At 54.7% G+C, this 19,583-nt stretch carries 12 protein-coding genes, 1 tRNA gene and 1 pseudogene; 9 read left to right on the top strand and 5 right to left on the bottom strand.

The window, feature by feature from the left end; all coding sequences use genetic code 11:
- Positions 1-2 precede the first annotated feature (2 nt).
- From tssK to ETG88_RS08090, 8 genes and pseudogenes are all read left to right on the top strand, one after another.
- Complete coding sequence (gene tssK, locus ETG88_RS08125; protein WP_129035130.1) at positions 3-1,346, top strand: type VI secretion system baseplate subunit TssK; 1,344 nt, start codon at positions 3-5, stop codon at positions 1,344-1,346.
- 61 nt (positions 1,347-1,407) lie between these two features.
- A complete protein-coding gene (gene icmH, locus ETG88_RS08120) occupies positions 1,408-2,157 on the top strand; it encodes a type IVB secretion system protein IcmH/DotU (protein ID WP_129035192.1) in 750 nt (249 codons plus the stop codon).
- A gap of 8 nt (positions 2,158-2,165) precedes the next feature.
- Positions 2,166-4,813, top strand: a pseudogene (tssH, locus tag ETG88_RS08115) (type VI secretion system ATPase TssH).
- Positions 4,810-5,508 carry a type VI secretion system-associated protein VasI gene (vasI, locus tag ETG88_RS08110; RefSeq protein ID WP_129035129.1) on the top strand — a complete coding sequence of 233 codons (699 nt, stop codon included), beginning with the start codon at positions 4,810-4,812 and terminating at the stop codon, positions 5,506-5,508. The pseudogene tssH and the gene vasI overlap by 4 nt, the downstream one beginning before the upstream one ends.
- Positions 5,508-6,917: a type VI secretion system protein TssA gene (tssA, locus tag ETG88_RS08105; protein WP_129035128.1), complete on the top strand. Its 1,410-nt coding sequence runs from the start codon at positions 5,508-5,510 to the stop codon at positions 6,915-6,917. Before vasI ends, tssA begins: the two co-directional genes overlap by 1 nt.
- 75 nt (positions 6,918-6,992) lie before the next feature.
- The gene (tssM, locus tag ETG88_RS08100) at positions 6,993-10,457 is read left to right on the top strand and encodes a type VI secretion system membrane subunit TssM (protein WP_129035191.1); all 3,465 of its coding nucleotides are present in this window, start codon (positions 6,993-6,995) and stop codon (positions 10,455-10,457) included.
- Between the two features lie 10 nt (positions 10,458-10,467).
- Positions 10,468-11,796: a type VI secretion system ImpA family N-terminal domain-containing protein gene (locus tag ETG88_RS08095; protein ID WP_129035127.1), complete on the top strand. Its 1,329-nt coding sequence runs from the start codon at positions 10,468-10,470 to the stop codon at positions 11,794-11,796.
- 21 nt (positions 11,797-11,817) lie between these two features.
- Positions 11,818-12,297: an Hcp family type VI secretion system effector gene (locus ETG88_RS08090; RefSeq protein ID WP_129035126.1), complete on the top strand. Its 480-nt coding sequence runs from the start codon at positions 11,818-11,820 to the stop codon at positions 12,295-12,297.
- Positions 12,298-12,485: 188 nt separating this feature from the next.
- On the opposite strand, the gene ETG88_RS08085 is transcribed toward ETG88_RS08090, so the two are convergent.
- From ETG88_RS08085 to ETG88_RS08075, 3 genes are all read right to left on the bottom strand, one after another.
- Positions 12,486-13,259, bottom strand: coding sequence for a lipoprotein YafT (locus ETG88_RS08085; protein WP_129035125.1), 774 nt, complete (start codon positions 13,257-13,259; stop codon positions 12,486-12,488).
- Positions 13,260-13,657: 398 nt separating this feature from the next.
- Positions 13,658-13,733, bottom strand: a tRNA-Phe gene (locus ETG88_RS08080).
- A 95-nt stretch (positions 13,734-13,828) separates the two neighbouring features.
- Positions 13,829-14,542 carry a DUF554 domain-containing protein gene (locus ETG88_RS08075; RefSeq protein ID WP_100778977.1) on the bottom strand — a complete coding sequence of 238 codons (714 nt, stop codon included), beginning with the start codon at positions 14,540-14,542 and terminating at the stop codon, positions 13,829-13,831.
- A 190-nt stretch (positions 14,543-14,732) separates the two neighbouring features.
- Here ETG88_RS08075 and ETG88_RS08070 point away from each other — a divergent pair, with 190 nt between their 5' ends.
- Positions 14,733-16,868, top strand: coding sequence for an ornithine decarboxylase (locus tag ETG88_RS08070; protein WP_129035124.1), 2,136 nt, complete (start codon positions 14,733-14,735; stop codon positions 16,866-16,868).
- A gap of 73 nt (positions 16,869-16,941) precedes the next feature.
- Here the strand turns inward: ETG88_RS08070 and ETG88_RS08065 are convergent, their stop codons facing one another.
- Together ETG88_RS08065 and ETG88_RS08060 are read right to left on the bottom strand one after the other, a co-directional pair.
- Positions 16,942-17,634: a response regulator gene (locus ETG88_RS08065; RefSeq protein ID WP_100778979.1), complete on the bottom strand. Its 693-nt coding sequence runs from the start codon at positions 17,632-17,634 to the stop codon at positions 16,942-16,944.
- Complete coding sequence (locus ETG88_RS08060; RefSeq protein WP_129035123.1) at positions 17,624-19,261, bottom strand: ATP-binding protein; 1,638 nt, start codon at positions 19,259-19,261, stop codon at positions 17,624-17,626. The genes ETG88_RS08065 and ETG88_RS08060 overlap by 11 nt, the downstream gene beginning before the upstream one ends.
- Between the last annotated feature and the right edge of the window lie 322 nt (positions 19,262-19,583).

The following is a 19,583-nucleotide window of genomic DNA, read 5'->3' as shown; positions in this document are numbered from 1 at the left end:
CGATGGCGACGATGAAAAATAAGGTGATCTGGCAAGAGGGATTATTCGCCCTGCCGCAGCACTTCCAGCAACAGCAGCGTAATCAGGAATATCTGCTGAACCAGCGCATCAATGCACAGGCCGACTTTAGCTGGGGATTTACAGCGCTGTCAGTGAATTCAGAGTTGCTGGCTCAGGGGAAGTTGATGCTCGACTTTGCGAGCGGCTGCATGCCTGATGGCACGGTATTCAGTATCCCGGAGCAGGACCAGCTTCCTTTGCCCTACCATCCTGTCGATCTGTCAAAGCCCGGAAGCCATGACATCTACCTCGCGCTGCCGGTCATCAGTGATATCACCTGCGAAATTGAGAGCCGCCAAAGTGCTGGACAAAGCACGGAGCGTTACCGGCTGGCCCGCAGCGATATTCGGGATTTGCACTCAGATGATGGCGATGTCCAGCAGCTTGTTCTGGGGCAGCTGGCGCCAAAAATTGTGAGCGGCGCGGACGATCTCAGCGCGATGGTCACCCTCCCGTTATGCCGCATTCGCAGTCAGCAGCCCAATGGCGCGCTGGTACTGGATGAGGGCTTTATCCCCACTTGTCAGGCGATTCGGGTGAGCCCTGTGCTGAACGGGTTTGCCGGGGACGTTCAGGGGCTAATCAGTAACCGCGCCAGCGAACTGGCAAAGCGCATTGGCTCGCCGGAGCAGAGCGGTATCGCCGATGTAGCAGAATTTATGATGTTGCAGATGTTGAACCGCAGCCAGATGCACTTCACCCATCGCACCCATCTGCATACGCTGCATCCGGAAACTTTTTATCTGGATCTGGTGCGTCTGCTGGGTGAGCTGATGACCTTTACCGAGAACAGCCGTCTGCCGTGTCCGGTCGATGTCTACAACCACCGGAATCTCACGCAGTCTTTTAAAACGGTGATTCTGGAGCTGCGTCGGGCGCTTAACACCGTGCTGATGCCACGGGCTCAGAACCTGCCGCTGATCTTATCCGATGGGGTGTATATCGCCACGGTTAACGATCCGACGCTGCTGCAGTCGGGCTCCTTCGTACTGGCCGTCCGCGCGCGGATGCCGCAGAACCAGATCATTCTCCAGTTCACTCAGCAGTCGAAAATCGCTGCGACCGACAAAATCCGCAATGTGGTCAGTGTCCAGGTGCCTGGCGTACCGCTGTCGCCTCGCACTGCCGCGCCTCGCCAGCTTCCTTATCACGATGGTTACGTCTATTTCGACCTGGATAAAGGGGCCGCGGCCTGGCAGGACGTGGCGAAAGCCGGGGCGATGGCGCTGCACATTTCCGGCACCTTCCCGGATCTGGATATGCAGCTGTGGGCGATAAGAGGTTGAGACGATGAGCGAACAGCCTGACTTTTATTCCGGCAGCAATAACTCGGTCTACCCCGAGGAAATGGGCAATGCGATTTCGTATGAGGCTGGCGGGGAAACGTCCCATCGCCAGTACCGGCTCGCCCTGCGTGGTAACAGCCTCAACCCGATGATCGATGCGGCCACCCCGTTGCTGGGAATGGTGATGCGCGTGGCGGGGATGAACAGCCAGTCGATGCCTGAACACCTCTTTTCCAGGGTTGTGACGGACGTTCAGGCGGTGGAGCAATTGCTGCAAGAGCAGGGCTACGAGCCAGGCGTGATTGTCTCGTTTCGCTATGTGCTCTGCACATTTATTGACGAGGCGGCGCTTGGCAATGGCTGGTCGAACAAGAACGAGTGGATAAAGCAGTCCCTGCTGGTGCATTTCCATAATGAAGCCTGGGGCGGCGAGAAGGTGTTTATCCTGCTCGAACGCCTGATTCGCGAACCCAAACGCTACCAGGATTTACTCGAATTTTTGTACCTCTGTTTCTCACTGGGTTTCCGTGGGCGCTACAAGGTTGCTGTACAGAATCAGGGCGAATTTGAACAGATATACCGCCGTCTGTATCACGTCCTTCATAAACTTCGCGGCGACGCGGCTTTCCCACTGCTGCATCAAGACAAAAAAACGCGGGGAGGGCGCTATCAGCTCATGAAGCGCTTGACCATTAAACAGGTGTTGTTCGGCGGGATTGCCGTGCTGGCACTGTTTTATCTCTTCTATTTACTGCGCCTCGACAGTCAGACGCAGGACATTTTGCATCAGTTAAATAAATTACTGCGATAAGGACGTCTATGATCCAGATTGATCTTCCCGTGCTGGTAAAGCGGCTGAATCTGTTTTCCCGACAGGCGCTGGAGGCCGCTGCGGCAGAGTGTATGACCCAGCAGGCGGCGGAAATCACCGTGGCACATGTGCTCCTGCAAATGCTGTCGTCTGTTCGCAGCGATCTGCGGATGATTGCGGAACAAGCCGATCTTGATGTGGTGACACTGCGTCAGGCGTTAACGGTCGAAAATTATGCCACCGTGCGCTCTGCAGACAGCTATCCGGCCTTCTCCCCCATGCTTGTGGAGTGGTTAAAAGAGGCCTGGCTGCTGGCTTCAACGGAAATGCAGATGAGCGAATTACGGGGCGGCGTGCTGCTGCTGGCGCTTCTGCACTCGCCGCTACGTTACGTCCCTCCCGCGGCTGCCCGGCAACTGACCGGTATTAACCGCGATCGCTTGCAGCAGGATTTTTCGCAGTGGACGCGTGAGTCTGCTGAAACCGTGATACAGGATGACGACGGAAAAAACGTCAGCGTGGCGACGGATGCCAGCGATAGCTTGCTTGCGCGTTATGCCAGGAACATGACCGAGGACGCCCGTCAGGGGCGGCTTGATCCGGTGCTGTGCCGCGATCACGAAATCGATCTGATGATCGATATTCTTAGCCGTCGCCGCAAGAACAACCCTGTCGTGGTGGGTGAGGCCGGTGTGGGTAAAAGCGCGTTAATCGAAGGGCTGGCTCTGCGCATTGTTGCAGGCCAGGTGCCGGATAAACTCAAAAATACCCGCATCATGAACCTGGATCTTGGGGCATTGCAGGCTGGAGCATCCGTCAAAGGTGAGTTTGAAAAACGCTTCAAAGGGTTGATGGCTGAAGTCATTTCATCCCCCATTCCAGTCATTCTGTTTATTGATGAAGCGCATACGCTGATAGGTGCCGGCAACCAGCAGGGCGGGCTGGATATTTCTAATCTTCTCAAACCGGCACTGGCGCGTGGTGAGCTGAAAACTATCGCCGCAACGACCTGGGGCGAATACAAAAAGTATTTTGAGAAGGACGCTGCACTGTCGCGTCGTTTTCAGCTGGTGAAGGTCAGTGAGCCGAATGCTGCCGAAGCCACGATCATTCTCCGCGGTCTGTCGGCGGTATATGAACAATCGCATGGTGTGCTGATCGATGATGAGGCACTTCAGGCGGCCGCGACGTTAAGCGAGCGCTATCTTTCCGGGCGTCAGTTACCTGACAAAGCTATTGATGTGCTGGATACCGCCTGTGCAAGGGTGGCGATTAATCGCTCTTCGCCGCCGAAAAAAATTTCTGCCCTGACGACATTATGCCATCAGTGCGAGGCGGAAATCCGCCAGCTTGAACGCGAAATCCGTATCGGGCTACGCACCGAGACGCGCGCCGAGATGAGGTGCAAGCGCAGTATGAGAATGCGCAGCAGGCGTTGCGAACGCTGGAGGACGCCTGGCACCAGCAGCAGACGCTGGTGCAGGAGATTATTGCCCTGCGTCAGCAATTACTCACTACCGAGGAGAAAACGCCGTCTCACGCCGAGCGCCTGAAACGGCTAACGGCAGAGCTGGACGCCTTGCATAACGATCAGCTACTGGTTTCGCCCCACGTCGATAAAAAGCAGATTGCAGCGGTGATTGCCGAATGGACCGGCGTGCCGCTTAACCGGCTGTCGCAGAGCGAGATGTCGGTGATTACCGATCTTCCGCTCTGGCTGGGCGAAAGCATAAAAGGCCAGCAGCTGGCGATTGCCAGTTTGCATAAACATCTGCTGACCGCCCGTGCTGACCTGCGCCGTCCCGGGCGGCCGCAGGGGGCGTTCCTGTTAGCCGGTCCGAGCGGTGTAGGCAAAACCGAAACCGTGCTGCAACTGACGGAGCTACTCTACGGCGGACGTCAGTATCTCACGACCATCAATATGTCTGAGTTCCAGGAAAAGCACACGGTTTCAAGGCTGATCGGCTCGCCTCCTGGCTACGTGGGCTACGGAGAAGGGGGCGTGCTGACCGAAGCCATTCGTCAGAAACCCTACTCGGTCGTGCTCCTGGACGAGGTCGAAAAAGCTCACCCGGACGTGCTGAATCTGTTCTATCAGGCGTTCGATAAGGGCGAAATGGCGGACGGTGAAGGCCGTCTGATTGACTGCAAGAACATTGTATTTTTCCTCACCTCCAACCTCGGTTATCAGGTGATTGTCGAACATGCTGATAACCCGGCGTTGATGCAGGACGCGTTATATCCAGTGCTGGCAGATTTCTTCAAACCCGCCCTGCTTGCACGCATGGAAGTGGTGCCCTATCTGCCGCTGACCCACGAGACGCTTACCACGATTATCGCCGGAAAGCTTGCACGACTGGACAGCGTGCTGCGTAGCCGCTTTGGTGCTGAGGTGAGTATTGAACCGGAGGTGACCGATGAAATTATGCAGCGCGTCACCCGCGCCGAGAATGGCGCCAGAATGCTCGAATCCGTGATCGACGGCGAGTTGCTGCCGCCGCTGTCGCTGCTGCTGCTACAGAAAATGGCGGCCAACACCGCGATCTCCCTGATCCGACTGTCGGCTGAGAATGGCGCGTTTACCACCTGTGTGGAAGATGCACCGTGCGACAGCGATCCCGTATCTACCCTGCCTGAGGATGGTGTCGTTATATGAGCCAGCCACGCCTTCCCTGGCTGATTGCGGCTCTGCTGGTGGCAAGCTGTGCGGGATTTGCACATGCGGAAACGGTGCCCATGTCTGATGCTCAGGTAACCCTGCAGGCGATGCAGTCCTGCCGTCAACAAACGGCAGCTCTGGAGCGTCTTGACTGTTACGACAATCTGCTCGCGCCCGTCTCGCCGGGAGGCTTTGAGGGGGCATTGGTTAAAGCGCGCTATCAGGGAGAAGCCTGGACGCTCGCCACGGAGCAGGAAAAACACCGCGACGGTAACACCACTTCATTGCTGGTTGTGCAAACGCCGGGCGAGCATCCAACCGTTGTTATCACGACCCCGGCTATCGGCAGCGTTCCGCCGCGTCCGGTACTGATGTTCAGTTGCATGGATAACATCACCCGGATGCAGGTGGCTTTGATGCATTCGCTGGATGTTCATGACATCGCGGTCACCCTGAATGCTGATGGCAGGACGTTCAACAGCCACTGGTTTGTCCGTGAGAACGGCGTGTTGCTGGAAGCCAGTCGGGGGCTGTCCGGGATTGGTGAAATCAAACAGCTGTTTAGCGCCAAAACACTGACCCTGGATACGGGGGCGGGGAGCCCCGCCGGCAAGCTGACCTTTGACATTAACGGGCTGGCACAGGCCATCGCACCACTGCGTGATGCGTGCCATTGGGCGGGAGATTATTAATGCCTTTAGACCTGAATAATCCACAGACCTGGATTTCGCATCTGCTGGAAAATCTGCCGGGAGACAAGCTGAGTGAGAGCCTGAAAGACGATAACCCGGAGTGGGAGTTTATCGAGGGTGAGATCGTTAAACTCGGCTCGCTGGCTCATAGCCAGCTGGATATCCCGGAAATTCAGCGTCGGGGGCTGGTGTTGCTGGCATGCGAAAGCAAAGATTTCCGCCTACTGGCGCACCTGCTCAGAACCCTTCAGCATGCGGGCGATCCGCTGCTGGCGATGCGCCTGTTGGCTCTCTATGCCGAGCACTTTTGGGCCGTGGCGGCACCGCAAAATATGGCGCATAAAAAGCGCTTTGCCGGGCAGGTCATAAAACGTTTTGACGCGGGCGTCGCAGGCTTTGCTGGCCGTGCAACCACCGAACAGCGTGACGAACTTCTGGGCGAGCTGGCAAAACTGGCGCAGTGCTGGCAGACACAGCATGCGCCTGAACTGGCGCAGGCAACGGATGAACTCTTTGCCCTCTACCAGCGCGAGTGTCGCGACGCTGCTGCGGATACATCCGCACGCGCTGCATCGAACGCGCCCCACGCCGCTTCGCCCGATACCGCTCCGGTCAGCACTCCTGCGATCTCTCCGGCACCGCGGGTCACCATCAATAGCCATGACGATAACGCCTGGCGCAGCACGCTGCTGGAGGTGGCCGATATTCTCTGTGAACGTCAGCCGGACTCACCGCACGGCTATCGTCTGCGACGTCACGCGATCTGGCAAACCATTACGGCTACGCCGCAGGCCGAAAGTGACGGTCGAACACCGCTGGCGGCCATTCCGGCGGACAGGGTTGCCGATTATCAGACCCGTTTTGGCAACGCAGATTTAGCGCTCTGGTTGCAGGTCGAGAAAAGCATATTACTGGCGCCGTACTGGCTGGATGGCCATTACCTCTCCGCGCAGATTGCACTGCGCCTCGGATATCTCGCAGTGGCAGAAGCCATCCTCGACGAAGTTACCCGTTTTGTTGCGCGTCTTCCTTCGCTTTCGGCGCTGCTGTTTAACGACCGCACGCCCTTTATGAGCGAACAGACGAAGCAGTGGCTGGTTCCTGCTTCTGCCAGCCAGAGCGCGTATGTCTCAGAAAACGGCGAGGAGCTTCAGGCCGCCCGGACCTTGTTTGCCGATCAGGGACTGGAAGCGGCACTGCAGTATCTGGATTCGCTGCCCGAAGGATCGCCTCGCGAACAGTTCTACCGTCAGTACTCTGGAGCACAGTTAATGGAAGAGGCCGGGATGGGCAAACTCGCGCAGCAACAGTATCGGATGCTGTTCAGCGCGGGCTCACAAATGCTGCTTACAGACTGGGAACCCTCCCTGCTGGAGCAGCTTGAACATAAATTCATGGCAGAAAAGTAAGAATAAACAGGAGCTTTTGTGAGATTACCAACACCCCGACTCTTCAGCGGGCTGAAATCTGCCCTCAGACCGGCCATGCCCCGCTTTAAGGTTTCCGCCTTCTGGTTACTGGTGCTGGCGTGGATTTTTCTGCTGGTATGGATCTGGTGGAAAGGCCCGACATGGACACTCTACGAAGAGCACTGGCTGCAGCCGCTGACGCGCCGTTGGCTGGCGACAGCCGTATGGGGATTTATCGCGCTAGCATGGCTCACCGTCAGGGTGATGAAACGTCTGCAACAGCTTGAGCGACAGCAGAAGCAGCAGCGTGAGGAAACTCAGGATCCGATAAGCGTGGAGCTGAATGCCCAGCAGCGCTACCTCGATCGCTGGCTACTGCGCCTGCAACGCCATCTCGACAGCCGTCGATATCTCTGGCAACTGCCGTGGTATATGGTTATCGGTCCTGCAGGAAGTGGCAAAACCGCGCTGATTCGCGAAGGCTTTGCCTCAGATATTATTTATACTCCAGAAACCGCACGCGGCGTCGAACAGCGGCTGTATCTCACGCCTCACGTCGGAAAACAGGCGGTCATTTTCGACGTCAGCGGTTCACTCTGTGAGCAGCCTGAGGCGGATGTGCTGCACCGCCGTTTATGGGAGCTTATGCTTGACTGGCTGGTTCAGAAACGCGCCCGTCAGCCCCTCAACGGCCTCATTCTGACTCTCGATTTTCTCGATCTCCTGACGGCTGATAAGCGCCGCCGTGAATACCTCTTACAGATGTTGCGCAGCCGTTTACAGGATGTGCGCCAGCACCTTCATTGCCAACTGCCGGTGTATGTTGTCCTCACCCGGCTCGATTTGTTACATGGATTTGCAGCGCTATTTCAGTCTCTGGATAAGCAGGGCCGCGACAGCATCCTTGGGGTGACGTTTACTCGTGGCGCCCATGAGAGTGACGACTGGCGTGCCGAACTGGACAACTTCTGGAAGGTATGGGGCGATCTGATTAATCATGCTCTGCCAGATCTCATGCTGGCGCAGAGCCATGACCGCAGCTCCCTTTTCAGTTTTGCTCGTCAGATGCAAGGGAGCCTGGCTCCTCTTGTTGCACTGCTTGACGGCTTGCTGGACGGCGAAAACATGGACGTTATGCTGCGCGGTGTCTATCTCACGTCGTCACTACAGCGTGGCCAGATGGATGACATCTTTATGCAGTCCGCAGCCCGTCAATACGGGCTTGGGAGTAGCCCACTCAGCGCCTGGCCGCTGGTGGATACAGCCCCCTATTTTACCCGTAATTTGTTCCCGCAGGTGCTGCTGGCGGAGCCAAACCTGGCGGGCGAAAGCCATGCCTGGCTTATCAACGCTCGCCGTCGCCTGACGATTTTCTCTGTCGCAGGCGGTGCGGGAGTGATACTGCTGATAACCGGCTGGCATCACTATTACAATGCCAACTACGCCTCAGGTATTCAGGTGCTGAAGCAGGCGAAAGCCTTTATGGCCGTGCAACCTCCGCAGGGGATGGATGAGTATGGCAATCTGCAATTGCCTCTGCTTAATCCTGTACGCGATGCCACCCTGGCCTACGGCGACTGGGGCGACCGCAGCCGTCTGGCGGATCTGGGTCTGTATCAGGGCAGACGTATTGGTCCCTATGTGGAGCAGACCTATCTGCAATTGCTTGAGCAGCGCTATCTGCCTTCTCTGCTAAACGGTCTGGTCAAAGAGATGAATTCGGCGCCACCCGAAAGCGAGGAGAAACTCGCTATTCTGCGTGTGATCCGCATGCTGGAAGACAAAAGCGGGCGCAGCAATGAAGTGGTGAAGCAATATATGGCGAAGCGCTGGAGTGAAAAATTCCACGGTCAGCGCGATATCCAGGTGCAGCTAATGTCCCATCTCGACTATGCGCTGGCGCATACCGACTGGCATGCAGAGCGGGAGAAGGGTGATAGCGATGCTATCAGTCGATGGGCGCCCTATGGCAGTTCTGTTGCTGGTGCGCAAAAAGAACTCAGCAAACTTCCGGTATACCAGCGCGTTTATCAAAGCCTGAAAACGCGTGCGCTGGGCGTATTGCCTGCAGATTTAAACCTGCGCGATCAGGTTGGGCCAAGCTTTGAGCGGGTGTTTACCTCGGCTGACGATAACAAGCTGATTGTTCCGCAGTTCCTCACCCGCTACGGTTTGCAGAGTTACTTTGTGAAACAGCGCGACGAACTTGTGGAACTCACGGCGATGGATAGCTGGGTTTTGAACCTCACCCGCAGCGTTAAGTACAGCCAGGCTGACCGGACAGAAATCCAGCGTCAGCTTACGGAACAATATCTCAGCGATTACACCGCCACCTGGCGGGTTGGAATGGATAATCTCAATGTCCGCGATTATGAATCTATTGCGCAGCTGACGGGGGCGCTGGAGCAGGTGATCAGTGGCGATCAGCCCCTCCAGAGGGCGTTGACGGCTCTGCGCGACAATACCCAACCCGCAGTCCTCTCAGAAAAGCTCTCCGATAAAGAGCGGGAAGAGGCGCTGGCTGAGCCGGATTACCGTCTGCTGACCCGTCTCGGGCATGAATTCGCGCCGGAAAACAGCGCGCTGGCGGTGCAGAAAGAGAAAGAAAGCACGATGCAGGCGGTCTATCAGCAATTAACGGAACTGCATCGTTATCTGCTGGCAATCCAGAATGCGCCGGTCCCCGGAAAATCGGCGCTTAAAGCGGTACAGCTTCGGCTGGATCAGAACAGCAGCGACCCGATTTTTGCCACCCGTCAGATGGCTAAAACGCTGCCCGCGCCGCTTAACCGCTGGGTGGGTAAACTCGCTGACCAGGCCTGGCATGTGGTGATGGTGGAAGCCGTTCACTACATGGAAGTGGACTGGCGCGACACCGTAGTGAAACCCTTCAACGAACAGCTGGCGAACAACTATCCGTTCAATCCGGGTGCGCAGCAGGACGCCTCACTGGATGCCTTTGAACGTTTCTTTAAACCGGATGGCGTGCTGGACGCGTTTTATCAGCAGAATCTGCGTCTGTTTATGGAAAACGACCTCAGCCTGGAAGACGGTGACAGTGCGGTGATCATCCGTGAGGATATCCGCCAGCAACTGCAAGCAGCACAAAAAATTCGCGATATTTTCTTCAGCAAACAGAACGGCTTAGGTGCGCAATTTGCGGTAGAGACCGTGTCATTATCCGGCAACAAACGCCGCAGCGTGCTGAATCTCGATGGCCAGTTAGTGGATTACAGCCAGGGGCGCAATTACACCGCGCATCTGGTGTGGCCGAACAATATGCGTGAAGGCAATGAAAGCAAACTGACGCTTATCGGCACAAGCGGCAATTCCCCTCGCAGCATCAGCTTCAGCGGGCCGTGGGCTCAGTTCCGCCTGTTCGGGGCGGGGCAGCTAACGGGTGTGCAGGACGGTACGTTCAGCGTGCGCTTTACCGTGGACGGCGGGGCGATGGTTTACCGCGTACACACGGATACGGAAGACAATCCATTCGCAGGCGGGTTGTTCAGTCAGTTCGAGTTGCCGGACACGCTGTACTAAGGAGGCAGGGATGAATAATGACGTACTCACACAGACCATCGTTACCGGCAGCGATCCTCGTGATCTGCCTGAGTTCAGCGCAATCCGGGAGGAGATTAATAAAGCTAATCATCCGTCACAGCCGGAGCTGAACTGGCGGCTGGTGGCGTCACTGGCATTGTCGATTTTCAAAACCAACGGTGTGGATCTGCATACGGCGACCTACTTCACCCTGGCGCGAACCCGCACTCAGGGCCTGGCAGGCTTTTGTGAGGGCGTGGAACTGCTTGCAGCGATGATTTGCCACGAGTGGGACAAATTCTGGCCGCAGGGCGGTACAGCACGTACCGAAATGCTCGACTGGCTGAATATTCGCACCGGCAATATTCTGCGACAGCAAATGTCCTTCGCGCCAGCCGATCTGCCACTGCTGTATCGCGCGGAACGTGCGTTGCAGCTCATCTGCGACAAACTCCAGCAGGTGGAGCTTAAGCGTCAGCCGCGCGTTGAGAATCTGCTCTATTTTGTGCAGAACACGCGTAAACGGCTGGAGCCGCAACCGAAGAGCATTGCTGAAACCCAGACGCAGAACACGGTCAGAACTTTGGTTTACGCGCCGGAGAGCATCTCGTCAGCTTCGACAGACGCGATGCCTCCGCTGCCCGAACTGCCGGAAATTACGGTGGCGGTGCGCAGTCCGGCAAAAAAAACGGGCAGCGCGATTAAAGGGTTTATTGCAGGTATCGCCTGTAGCGCAGCGATCGTGGCTGCGCTCTGGTGGTGGCAGTTTTATCCGTCGCAGCAGATCCTTTCGAAGGTTAAGGACAGCGGGCCAGGAGCCGCATCACTTTGGCTGGTTTCGCCCATGCTGGATAGCTATCAACATCGCCTGCAACAACAGTCAGAGACATCCTCACTGCAACCGCTGGAAACAGGAATGCTGATGGCTCGCACTGCGAGTAGCCGCTGGCCGGAGAGTCAGCAGCAGCAAAAGGCTACCGCGTGGTGGAATGAGACAGTGAAAACACGCGCCAGCAACAGTCCGCAGCTCCGGGGCTGGCTGCAGACGCGACAGGATTTACGCGCCTTTGCTGACCTGGTGATGAAACGCGAAAAGGAGGGGCTGACACTCTCCTACATTAAAAATGTGGTCTGGCAGGCAGAGCGAGGGCTAGGTGAGGAAACTCCTCTGGAGTCCCTGCTGACGCAATATCAGGATGCCCAGATGCAGGGGCAGAATACGCAAGCGCTGGAAACAGAAATTAACGAGCGGCTTGAGGGCGTAGCAAGCCGCTGGCTATTGCTAAAAAATCATTCTCTGCCAGAAACGGCAGCTAACGAAACCAGTGCCGGGAAATAATCCGGACCCGAGGAACTTATTATGGCAAATCTTGTTTATCTAACTCTTAACGGTGAACTTCAGGGGCTGATCTCGGCTGGCTGTTCTTCGCTGGACTCCATTGGCAATAAGGCGCAAATCGCTCATACGGATCAGATTATGGTGCTGGCGCTTAATCACGGCCTGACCAGGGCGCAGAATGTTAATCATCTCGCATTAAGCATTCAGAAGCCGGTAGATAAATCATCCCCTTTGCTGAGTAAGTCCATTACTGAAAATGAGTGTCTGACATGCGATTTTGAATATTATCGCACTAACCGCTTTGGTATTAATGAGTTGTATTACAAAGTAAAACTGATTAAGGCCCGCATCTCAAGCATACATAGTGAGTTGCCGCACACTATTAACAACAGTCAGGGCCAGCCAGAAGAGTCTGTATCATTTACTTATGAAAGTATTACCCAGGAACACTGCATAGCGGGAACCAGTGCATATAGCTTGTGGGAGGAAAGGATTTTTTAACAAAATTGAAATTATATATATTGGTCGCGTGGTATAGTGAAACTCAAAGCTGTTGTCATATTATAAAATATCTATTCTTCTATCTTGTTATTATGGCGAGGTGATTTTTATCAGTCTTTAATTACTGAGCTGGAGAATATTTATAATTTTACCTGCCGCCGAAATTTCTGGCGGCAGATATAGCCTGTCTACTGATAACGATTCACCAGATCTTTAACCATTAACGCGTACGTTCTTTGCTTAAGCTGAGATACCTGTTGGTCGGTGGTATCAATAATTTCTTTCTTGTTAGTCTTAGGGATCGTAACGTTGTACTCATAATTGACCGGTGACCAGGTCGCCCATTCGCCCGTCGCCACATCCACCAGCGTGAAACGTACCAGGTAACGCAGTGAGGTCGCCTCTGTAATTTTTTCGTTTTTGTAATCCGACCAGATTGTATTTTTTGTTGTCGGATCATATTTTCCTGACTGCAGGAGATCCTGATAAACGATGATGGCTTTCTGATGGCCTTTTGCAGCAATATATCGAAGTGCCTGCATCCAGTTCATGTTTTCTGCAATCGTTGCTTCACTGTTCTCATCTTTTTCTTTGTTACAGGAAACCACTTTTTGTCTTTCAGGAATGCCGGAAAATGTTGCCACGGAATAATATTGACTCATCTCCTGCTGCATAACCGTCTCTGGTGCACGACTGCCGGACTGTACGAGAATAACTTTTGAATTGAGTGGCACCCGGAATTCATCTTCCTCAAGCGCAGCCTGAATATCCTCTTCAGAAACCGCAAGCGTCGTTTCATTGCCAAAAATATCTTTGTCCGTCAGCTGTAGGGAAGCGCTTTTACTGGTGGCGCTCTCTTTCCCCGTGGTCCCCGTTTTCTTTGCATCAATAGGGGAATGTGGCGCGCAACCCGATAGAAAATAGGCTGACGCGCAGAAAAATGCTATTGTCCTGAAATTCATTTCTTCGTTCCCTGATTTACAATGAAATTATGTGGCGGTGATATTTTACTGATTATATACCGCTGACAGGGCAGGATAAAACATAATATATATTCATGTGCTCAATATGTTTATTGTGCGGCGTGTTTTTATTATAGTCTTAAATATTATTGATTCTTACCAGGGTAAAAATAACTCATAGCACCACCAGCGGCGGCAAATGACACCTGTTCTTCGCCAGTGGGGTGACTTCGCGTCCGCGGGATGTATCCGTTTCAATACCCGGCATCGATCAGCAGATGATCGGCATTGATAGATAGTGCCAACATGGCTGCGTGAACTTGAAAGGATCGGCCAGGATGGGGGGGCTGAACGCCAGAAAGCAAAAAACCAGCCCTAAGGCTGGTTTTTCTAAATAGTGGTGCCCGGACTCGGAATCGAACCAAGGACACGGGGATTTTCAATCCCCTGCTCTACCGACTGAGCTATCCGGGCAACGGGGCGCATTAAACCCGATTGGGGCCCTTCCGTCAACGAAATTTATCGATTTCGCAACGGACTGCACACTCTCTCACCAGTTTGCTGGCAACTTAGGCAAAAAAGTGGGTCCACAGCGCGGAGAGCGGCATGGCGAGCACCAGCGCGGGGAGCATATTCACCACCGCAAACATCTTAATGCCGCAGATGCGAAGCCCCGTTGCCAGCAGCAGCAGGCCACCCACGGCGGTGAAGTCGGCCATCATCGCTGGTGTCGTTAACGGGAGAATCATAGCGGCACAGGTGGCGAGCGCCAGCTGAATCATCAGCATCGGCACACAGATCGCGGCGACGGCAATCCCGAGCGTGGTAGCGAAAATGGTGGCGGTAAAGAAGTCGAGAAAAGCCTTGGCGATCAGAATGCTGGGGTCGCCGGTCATCCCTTCCTGCATCGAGCCAAAAATCCCCGTGCCGCTGGCGCAGAACAGAATAATGATCGCCACATAGTTCTGAATAAACGTCTCATGGGAACCGCTCGCCGTTTTCCCCGGGCGGGAGATGAGGTTTTTGGCTTTACTCACGGCACCATTAATCCCTTTCTCCAGATAGCAAAACTCACCTATCAGCGCGCCGAGCAGCGTCGCCAGCACCATCACAGGTAAATTGGCGCATTTGATAACCAGCAAAATACCGATTCCGAGGGATGCCAGTCCAAAGATGGAGGGCATCGAAGTGCGAATACGTTCAGGTAATCTCTGGCTTAATACCGCGCCCAGCACGCCACCCAGCAGTACGGCTCCGGCATTGATAAAGGGTCCAATAACCAAAATACACTCCCGCTATTTAATCATTGATCTTGCATTATTATTACATGATGGAGGCCATAAGCTGCCTGCTTTCCCACTGAGAAGTGCATAAAGTTTGTTTCTTGCACCTCAAAATGAAAGGTGACATTATTGCGCGAATTTTCCCCTCCTGTCTGGATTTCTTCTCCCCTTGAAACGGGTATTTACGCCTATGAAATCACTAAAAATTGCCGTCAGCCATGAGCTGGTGTCCGCGCTGTCCACTCACCGGGAAAAGGTGACGCTGGATAACACCGATTTTACGGACGTGGCGGCAGTCGTCATGACGTTGGCCGAAAGCCGCAGCGGTATTCTCGCGTTACTGAAACGTACGGGATTCCAGATTCCGGTATTCATCTTCTCGCAAGAGCCAGATGCTGCGCCAGACGGTGTTACCGGTGTGATTAGCGGTAAAGCGCAGGAGTTCCTGGAACTGGAAGCAGCAGCCTGTGGCTATGAAGAGAACTTACTGCCACCCTTTTTTGACACCCTGAGTCAGTATGTGGCGATGAACAACAGCACCTTCGCCTGCCCGGGTCATCAGCATGGTGCCTTTTTCAGGAAGCACCCGGCAGGGCGTCAGTTCTTCGACTTTTTTGGTGAAAACGTTTTTCGTGCGGATATGTGCAATGCAGACGTCAAACTCGGGGATCTGCTCATTCATGAAGGTTCTGCCAAAGATGCGCAAAAGTTCGCGGCAAAAGTCTTTAACGCGGATAAAACCTACTTTGTGCTTAACGGAACGTCTGCCGCCAATAAAGTGGTCACCAATGCGCTGCTGACGCGCGGCGATTTGGTGCTTTTCGACCGCAACAACCACAAATCTAACCACCATGGGGCGCTGATTCAGGCGGGAGCCACGCCGGTGTATCTGGAAGCCGCGCGTAATCCGTTTGGCTTTATCGGCGGCATCGACGAGCACTGTTTTGACGATGCTTACCTGCGTGAAATGATCCGCGACGTGGCGCCCGATAAGGCCCAGGATGCGCGTCCATTCCGACTGGCGGTGATCCAGCTCGGCACCTACGATGGCACGATCTACAACGCCCGTCAGGTGATCGACAAGATCGGCCACCTGTGCGACTACATCCTGTTTGACTCCGCCTGGGTCGGTTACGAGCAGTTTATCCCGATGATGGCCGACAGTTCGCCGCTGTTACTGGAACTGAACGAGAACGATCCTGGAATATTTGTGACCCAATCGGTGCACAAGCAGCAGGCCGGGTTCTCGCAAACGTCGCAGATCCATAAAAAGGATAATCATATCCGTGGCCAGGCGCGATTCTGCCCGCACAAGCGCCTGAACAATGCGTTTATGCTGCACGCCTCTACCAGCCCGTTTTATCCGCTGTTTGCCGCGCTGGATATCAACGCCAAAATCCATGAAGGGGAGAGCGGGCGCAGGCTGTGGGCGGAGTGTGTTGAGCTTGGCATCGACGCGCGCAAGGCGATTATTGCCAACTGCAAGATGATCAAACCCTTTATTCCACCGGTGGTGGCGGGGCGTCCGTGGCAGGATCATCCGACGCACGCCATTGCCAGCGAGCGTCGATTCTTCAGCTTTGAACCGGGCGCGAAATGGCACGGTTTTGAAGGCTATGCTGACGAGCAGTATTTTGTCGATCCTTGCAAACTGCTGCTGACCACGCCGGGTATCGACCCACAAACCGGTGATTACACGGATTTCGGCATCCCCGCCACGATCCTCGCTCACTACCTGCGTGAAAACGGCATCGTGCCGGAGAAGTGCGATCTGAACTCGATTCTGTTCCTGCTGACCCCCGCAGAGAGTGCGGAGAAGATGGCGCAACTGGTGGCGATGCTGGGGCAGTTTGAGCAGCATATCGAAGACGACACGCCGCTTGCCGAAGTCCTGCCGACCATCTTCAACAAGTATCCGGTCCACTATCGTGACTATTCGATTCGCGACCTCTGTCAGGAGATGCACGATCTGTACGTCAGCTTCAACGTTAAAGATCTGCAAAAAGCGATGTTCCGCAAAGCGAGCCTGCCTGCGGTAGTGATGAATCCGCAGGATGCCAACCAGGCCTACATTCGTGGCGACGTGGAGCTGGTGCGCATCAGCGAAGCCGAAGGGCGCATTGCGGCCGAAGGCGCGCTGCCGTATCCGCCGGGTGTGCTGTGCGTGGTTCCGGGGGAAGTGTGGGGCGGAGCGGTGCAGCGCTATTTCCTGGCGCTGGAAGAGGGCGTGAATCTGCTGCCGGGCTTCTCGCCAGAACTCCAGGGCGTGTACAGCGAGAAGGATGCCGACGGGATCAAGCGCTTGTACGGGTATGTGTTGAAGTAGATTTTTCCTCTCCCTTTCGGGGGCGGGGAGCATGATACCAGGCCGGGTAGGCGCAAACGCCGCCCGGCTTCTTTCACTCCGCACTCCGCCGATACATCCGCCGCGGATGGCCAATCTTCCCGTAAAGCATCTCCACGCTCAAAAAACCCGCTTCCACGCAGTGTTCCAGATAGCGCCGCGTGGTGGTTTTGCTTAACCCCGTCTCGTTAACCACCTCGTCGACGGAAAAACAGTGTGTCGCTTTGTCGTTGAATAGGGTCTGTACCCGCGCCAGAGTGTTCTCTTCGATTCCTTTGCTGCCGTTATCCTGGCGGTAGTTTTTGGCCTGCAGCTGATACAGCGAATCGACGTTTTGTTGATCGACAATCTTCCACACCCGCTGCTGCTCTGCAAACTGCACGAAGCGTTCCAGCGACTGGCTCAGCCGCTTCCACGACACCGGTTTCAAAATGTAGTCGAATGCGCCGTTGCGGATCGCCAGGCTACAGGTGTCCATATCGCTGGCCGCGGTAATGAAAATCACCGAGCAGTTGGCGTGCACCAGGAGAGGGTTGCTGATCAAGGTGATGCCTTTGCCGTCGGGCAAATAGTTATCCAGTAAAATCAGCTGTGGTTGCAGGCTGGAAAGCAGGGACTGCGCCTCGGCGAGGGATGATGCGATACCCACCAGTCTGAGGCGCGGATGTTTGCTAATCAGCTCTGCGTGAAGTTGTGCCAGCTCGTTCTCATCTTCAACGATCAGTACGTCGATATGTTCATGTTGCATAGTCAGTCTCTTCCAGTTCCTGAACAGGGCGCGGGGGAGTGCCCGTGGCGGGAATAAACAGCGAGAAAATAGCGCCCCGGGGCGTGTTATCGGCAACCTCAATGGAGCCGCCAGCCTGGGTGACGTAACTGTCGATCAGGTACAGGCCGATACCGTGATCGCCACGCGTTTTGGTGGTGATACCGCGCTCAAAGATCCGCTCACGGATCTCAGGCCGGATGCCGACCCCACGATCCGCCACTTCAATTATCAGCTCCCGATCGTTGAGTTTAATCAGCACTTCCACCGGATCGTGGGGGAGCGGGGCGCGCTGGGTCGCTTCGATGGCGTTGTCGAGCAGATTACCGATGATAGAAATCAGCTCTGCTTCCAGCAGCGGAGCGAAAGGCTTGTCCATCCGGCAGGCGGGATCGAAGTTTAGCTCGACGCCTTTCTCACGTGCCCGCGCCGCTTTCCCCAGCAACAGGCCGCACAGGGTCGGAGAGCTGAAGCGAGAGGAGATAAAGTCCAGCAGCTCCTGGGCATGTTCTGATTGCGCCTGAATGTAGCCAATCGCCTCTTCGTAGCGCCCCATATGCAGCAGCCCGGAGAGCGTCGTCATGCGGTTCAACTGCTCGTGGCGCATGATCCGCAGGTTATCGACGTAGCGTTTTACCTGGCTCAGCTGGGCGCTCAGGGAGTCGATCTCGTTGCGATCGCGGAAGGTGATCACCCAGCCCTGAAGGGAATCCTCCAGCATGATCCGCACGCGACTGGCGATCACCGTCAGATCGTTAAAGCGGCAGATCTCATCGTGAGTATCTTTCGCCAGCATGGTCTGGGGGGTAAAAAACGCCACCGGGGCAATCACCTGGCTAATCGGCTGCCCGCGCAGTTCCCGCGCCGGTTGCGGCAAACCGAGAAGCGTGCGTGCCGCCTGGTTGATCACTTCGATCCGATAGTTATCGTCGATGGCGATCACCCCTTCATAGATCGACTCCATCATTGCCTTTTGCTGGCGCACCAGCAGGCCGATCTCGCGCGGCTCAAGAGAGAAAATCTGTTTCTTAATACTGCGGGTGAAAAACCACGAGAAGACAAACAGGGCGAACAGCAGCAGCACCGCGGCAATCAGGATGTTCACCACTTTGCTCACGGTAATGGTGTCGAGGTAACTGGTAAGATACCCCACGGAGACAATCCCTACCACCTGCCCGGCATCGTTGAAAATTGGCGCTTTACTGCGTAGGGAAATCCCTAAACCCCCTTTGCGGATGGTGGTGGTGCTTTTCCCGTGGAGCACGGCGTCGTTATCCCCGCCGACCAGCGTTTTACCGATGCGGTCTTCAAACACCGAATGAAACAGATGTAACCCTTTATTATCACCAATGACAATAAAACTGGCATCGCTGTGGGAGGCTATTTGGTGCATAAAATCATGGATGGCTTTGATATCCTTTTCTTCCACCTCTTTACGCAGATTAGGAATAAGCGCAATCTCCTCCGCCTGTATTTTGGCGCGCGTGCTCATTTCCTGATATAGCTGTCTACCGACGTCGACATAATAATATCCGCCCAGTAATGCAAACAGCACTGAGAAAAAGACGACCAGCGAAATAAATAGCTTTATCTGAAACGACACTTTCATGACTATCACGCAGGGTATCAATGGGTTTTGCCAATATATCATCTTTTACCGGCCTGATGCGGGCTTTGCCCGAAACTTGTGATCCCTTGCACAGCGCGACCAGCAAAAGAAAATGTCAAAATCAGGCTTATCTTAAGGCTAATTTAATCAATGTTATTTGTTTGTACATTCCGGAAAAGAAACCATAAAAACCACGGCCATAAATAAGGTGTTAATCACATTAAATAAAAGAAACCATTAAAACCATAGAGGCCATAAAAACTTCGGTTTTAATATGCCTTTCCTCACATAAAGTAAGCCTTTGTGACTCTAAGCTGAACGT

The organism is Lelliottia nimipressuralis, from assembly GCF_004115925.1.
Taxonomy (GTDB): Bacteria; Pseudomonadota; Gammaproteobacteria; order Enterobacterales; family Enterobacteriaceae; genus Enterobacter; species Enterobacter nimipressuralis.
Note: the sequence above shows the minus strand (reverse complement) of the source record. Positions and strands in the feature narration are given on the sequence as shown.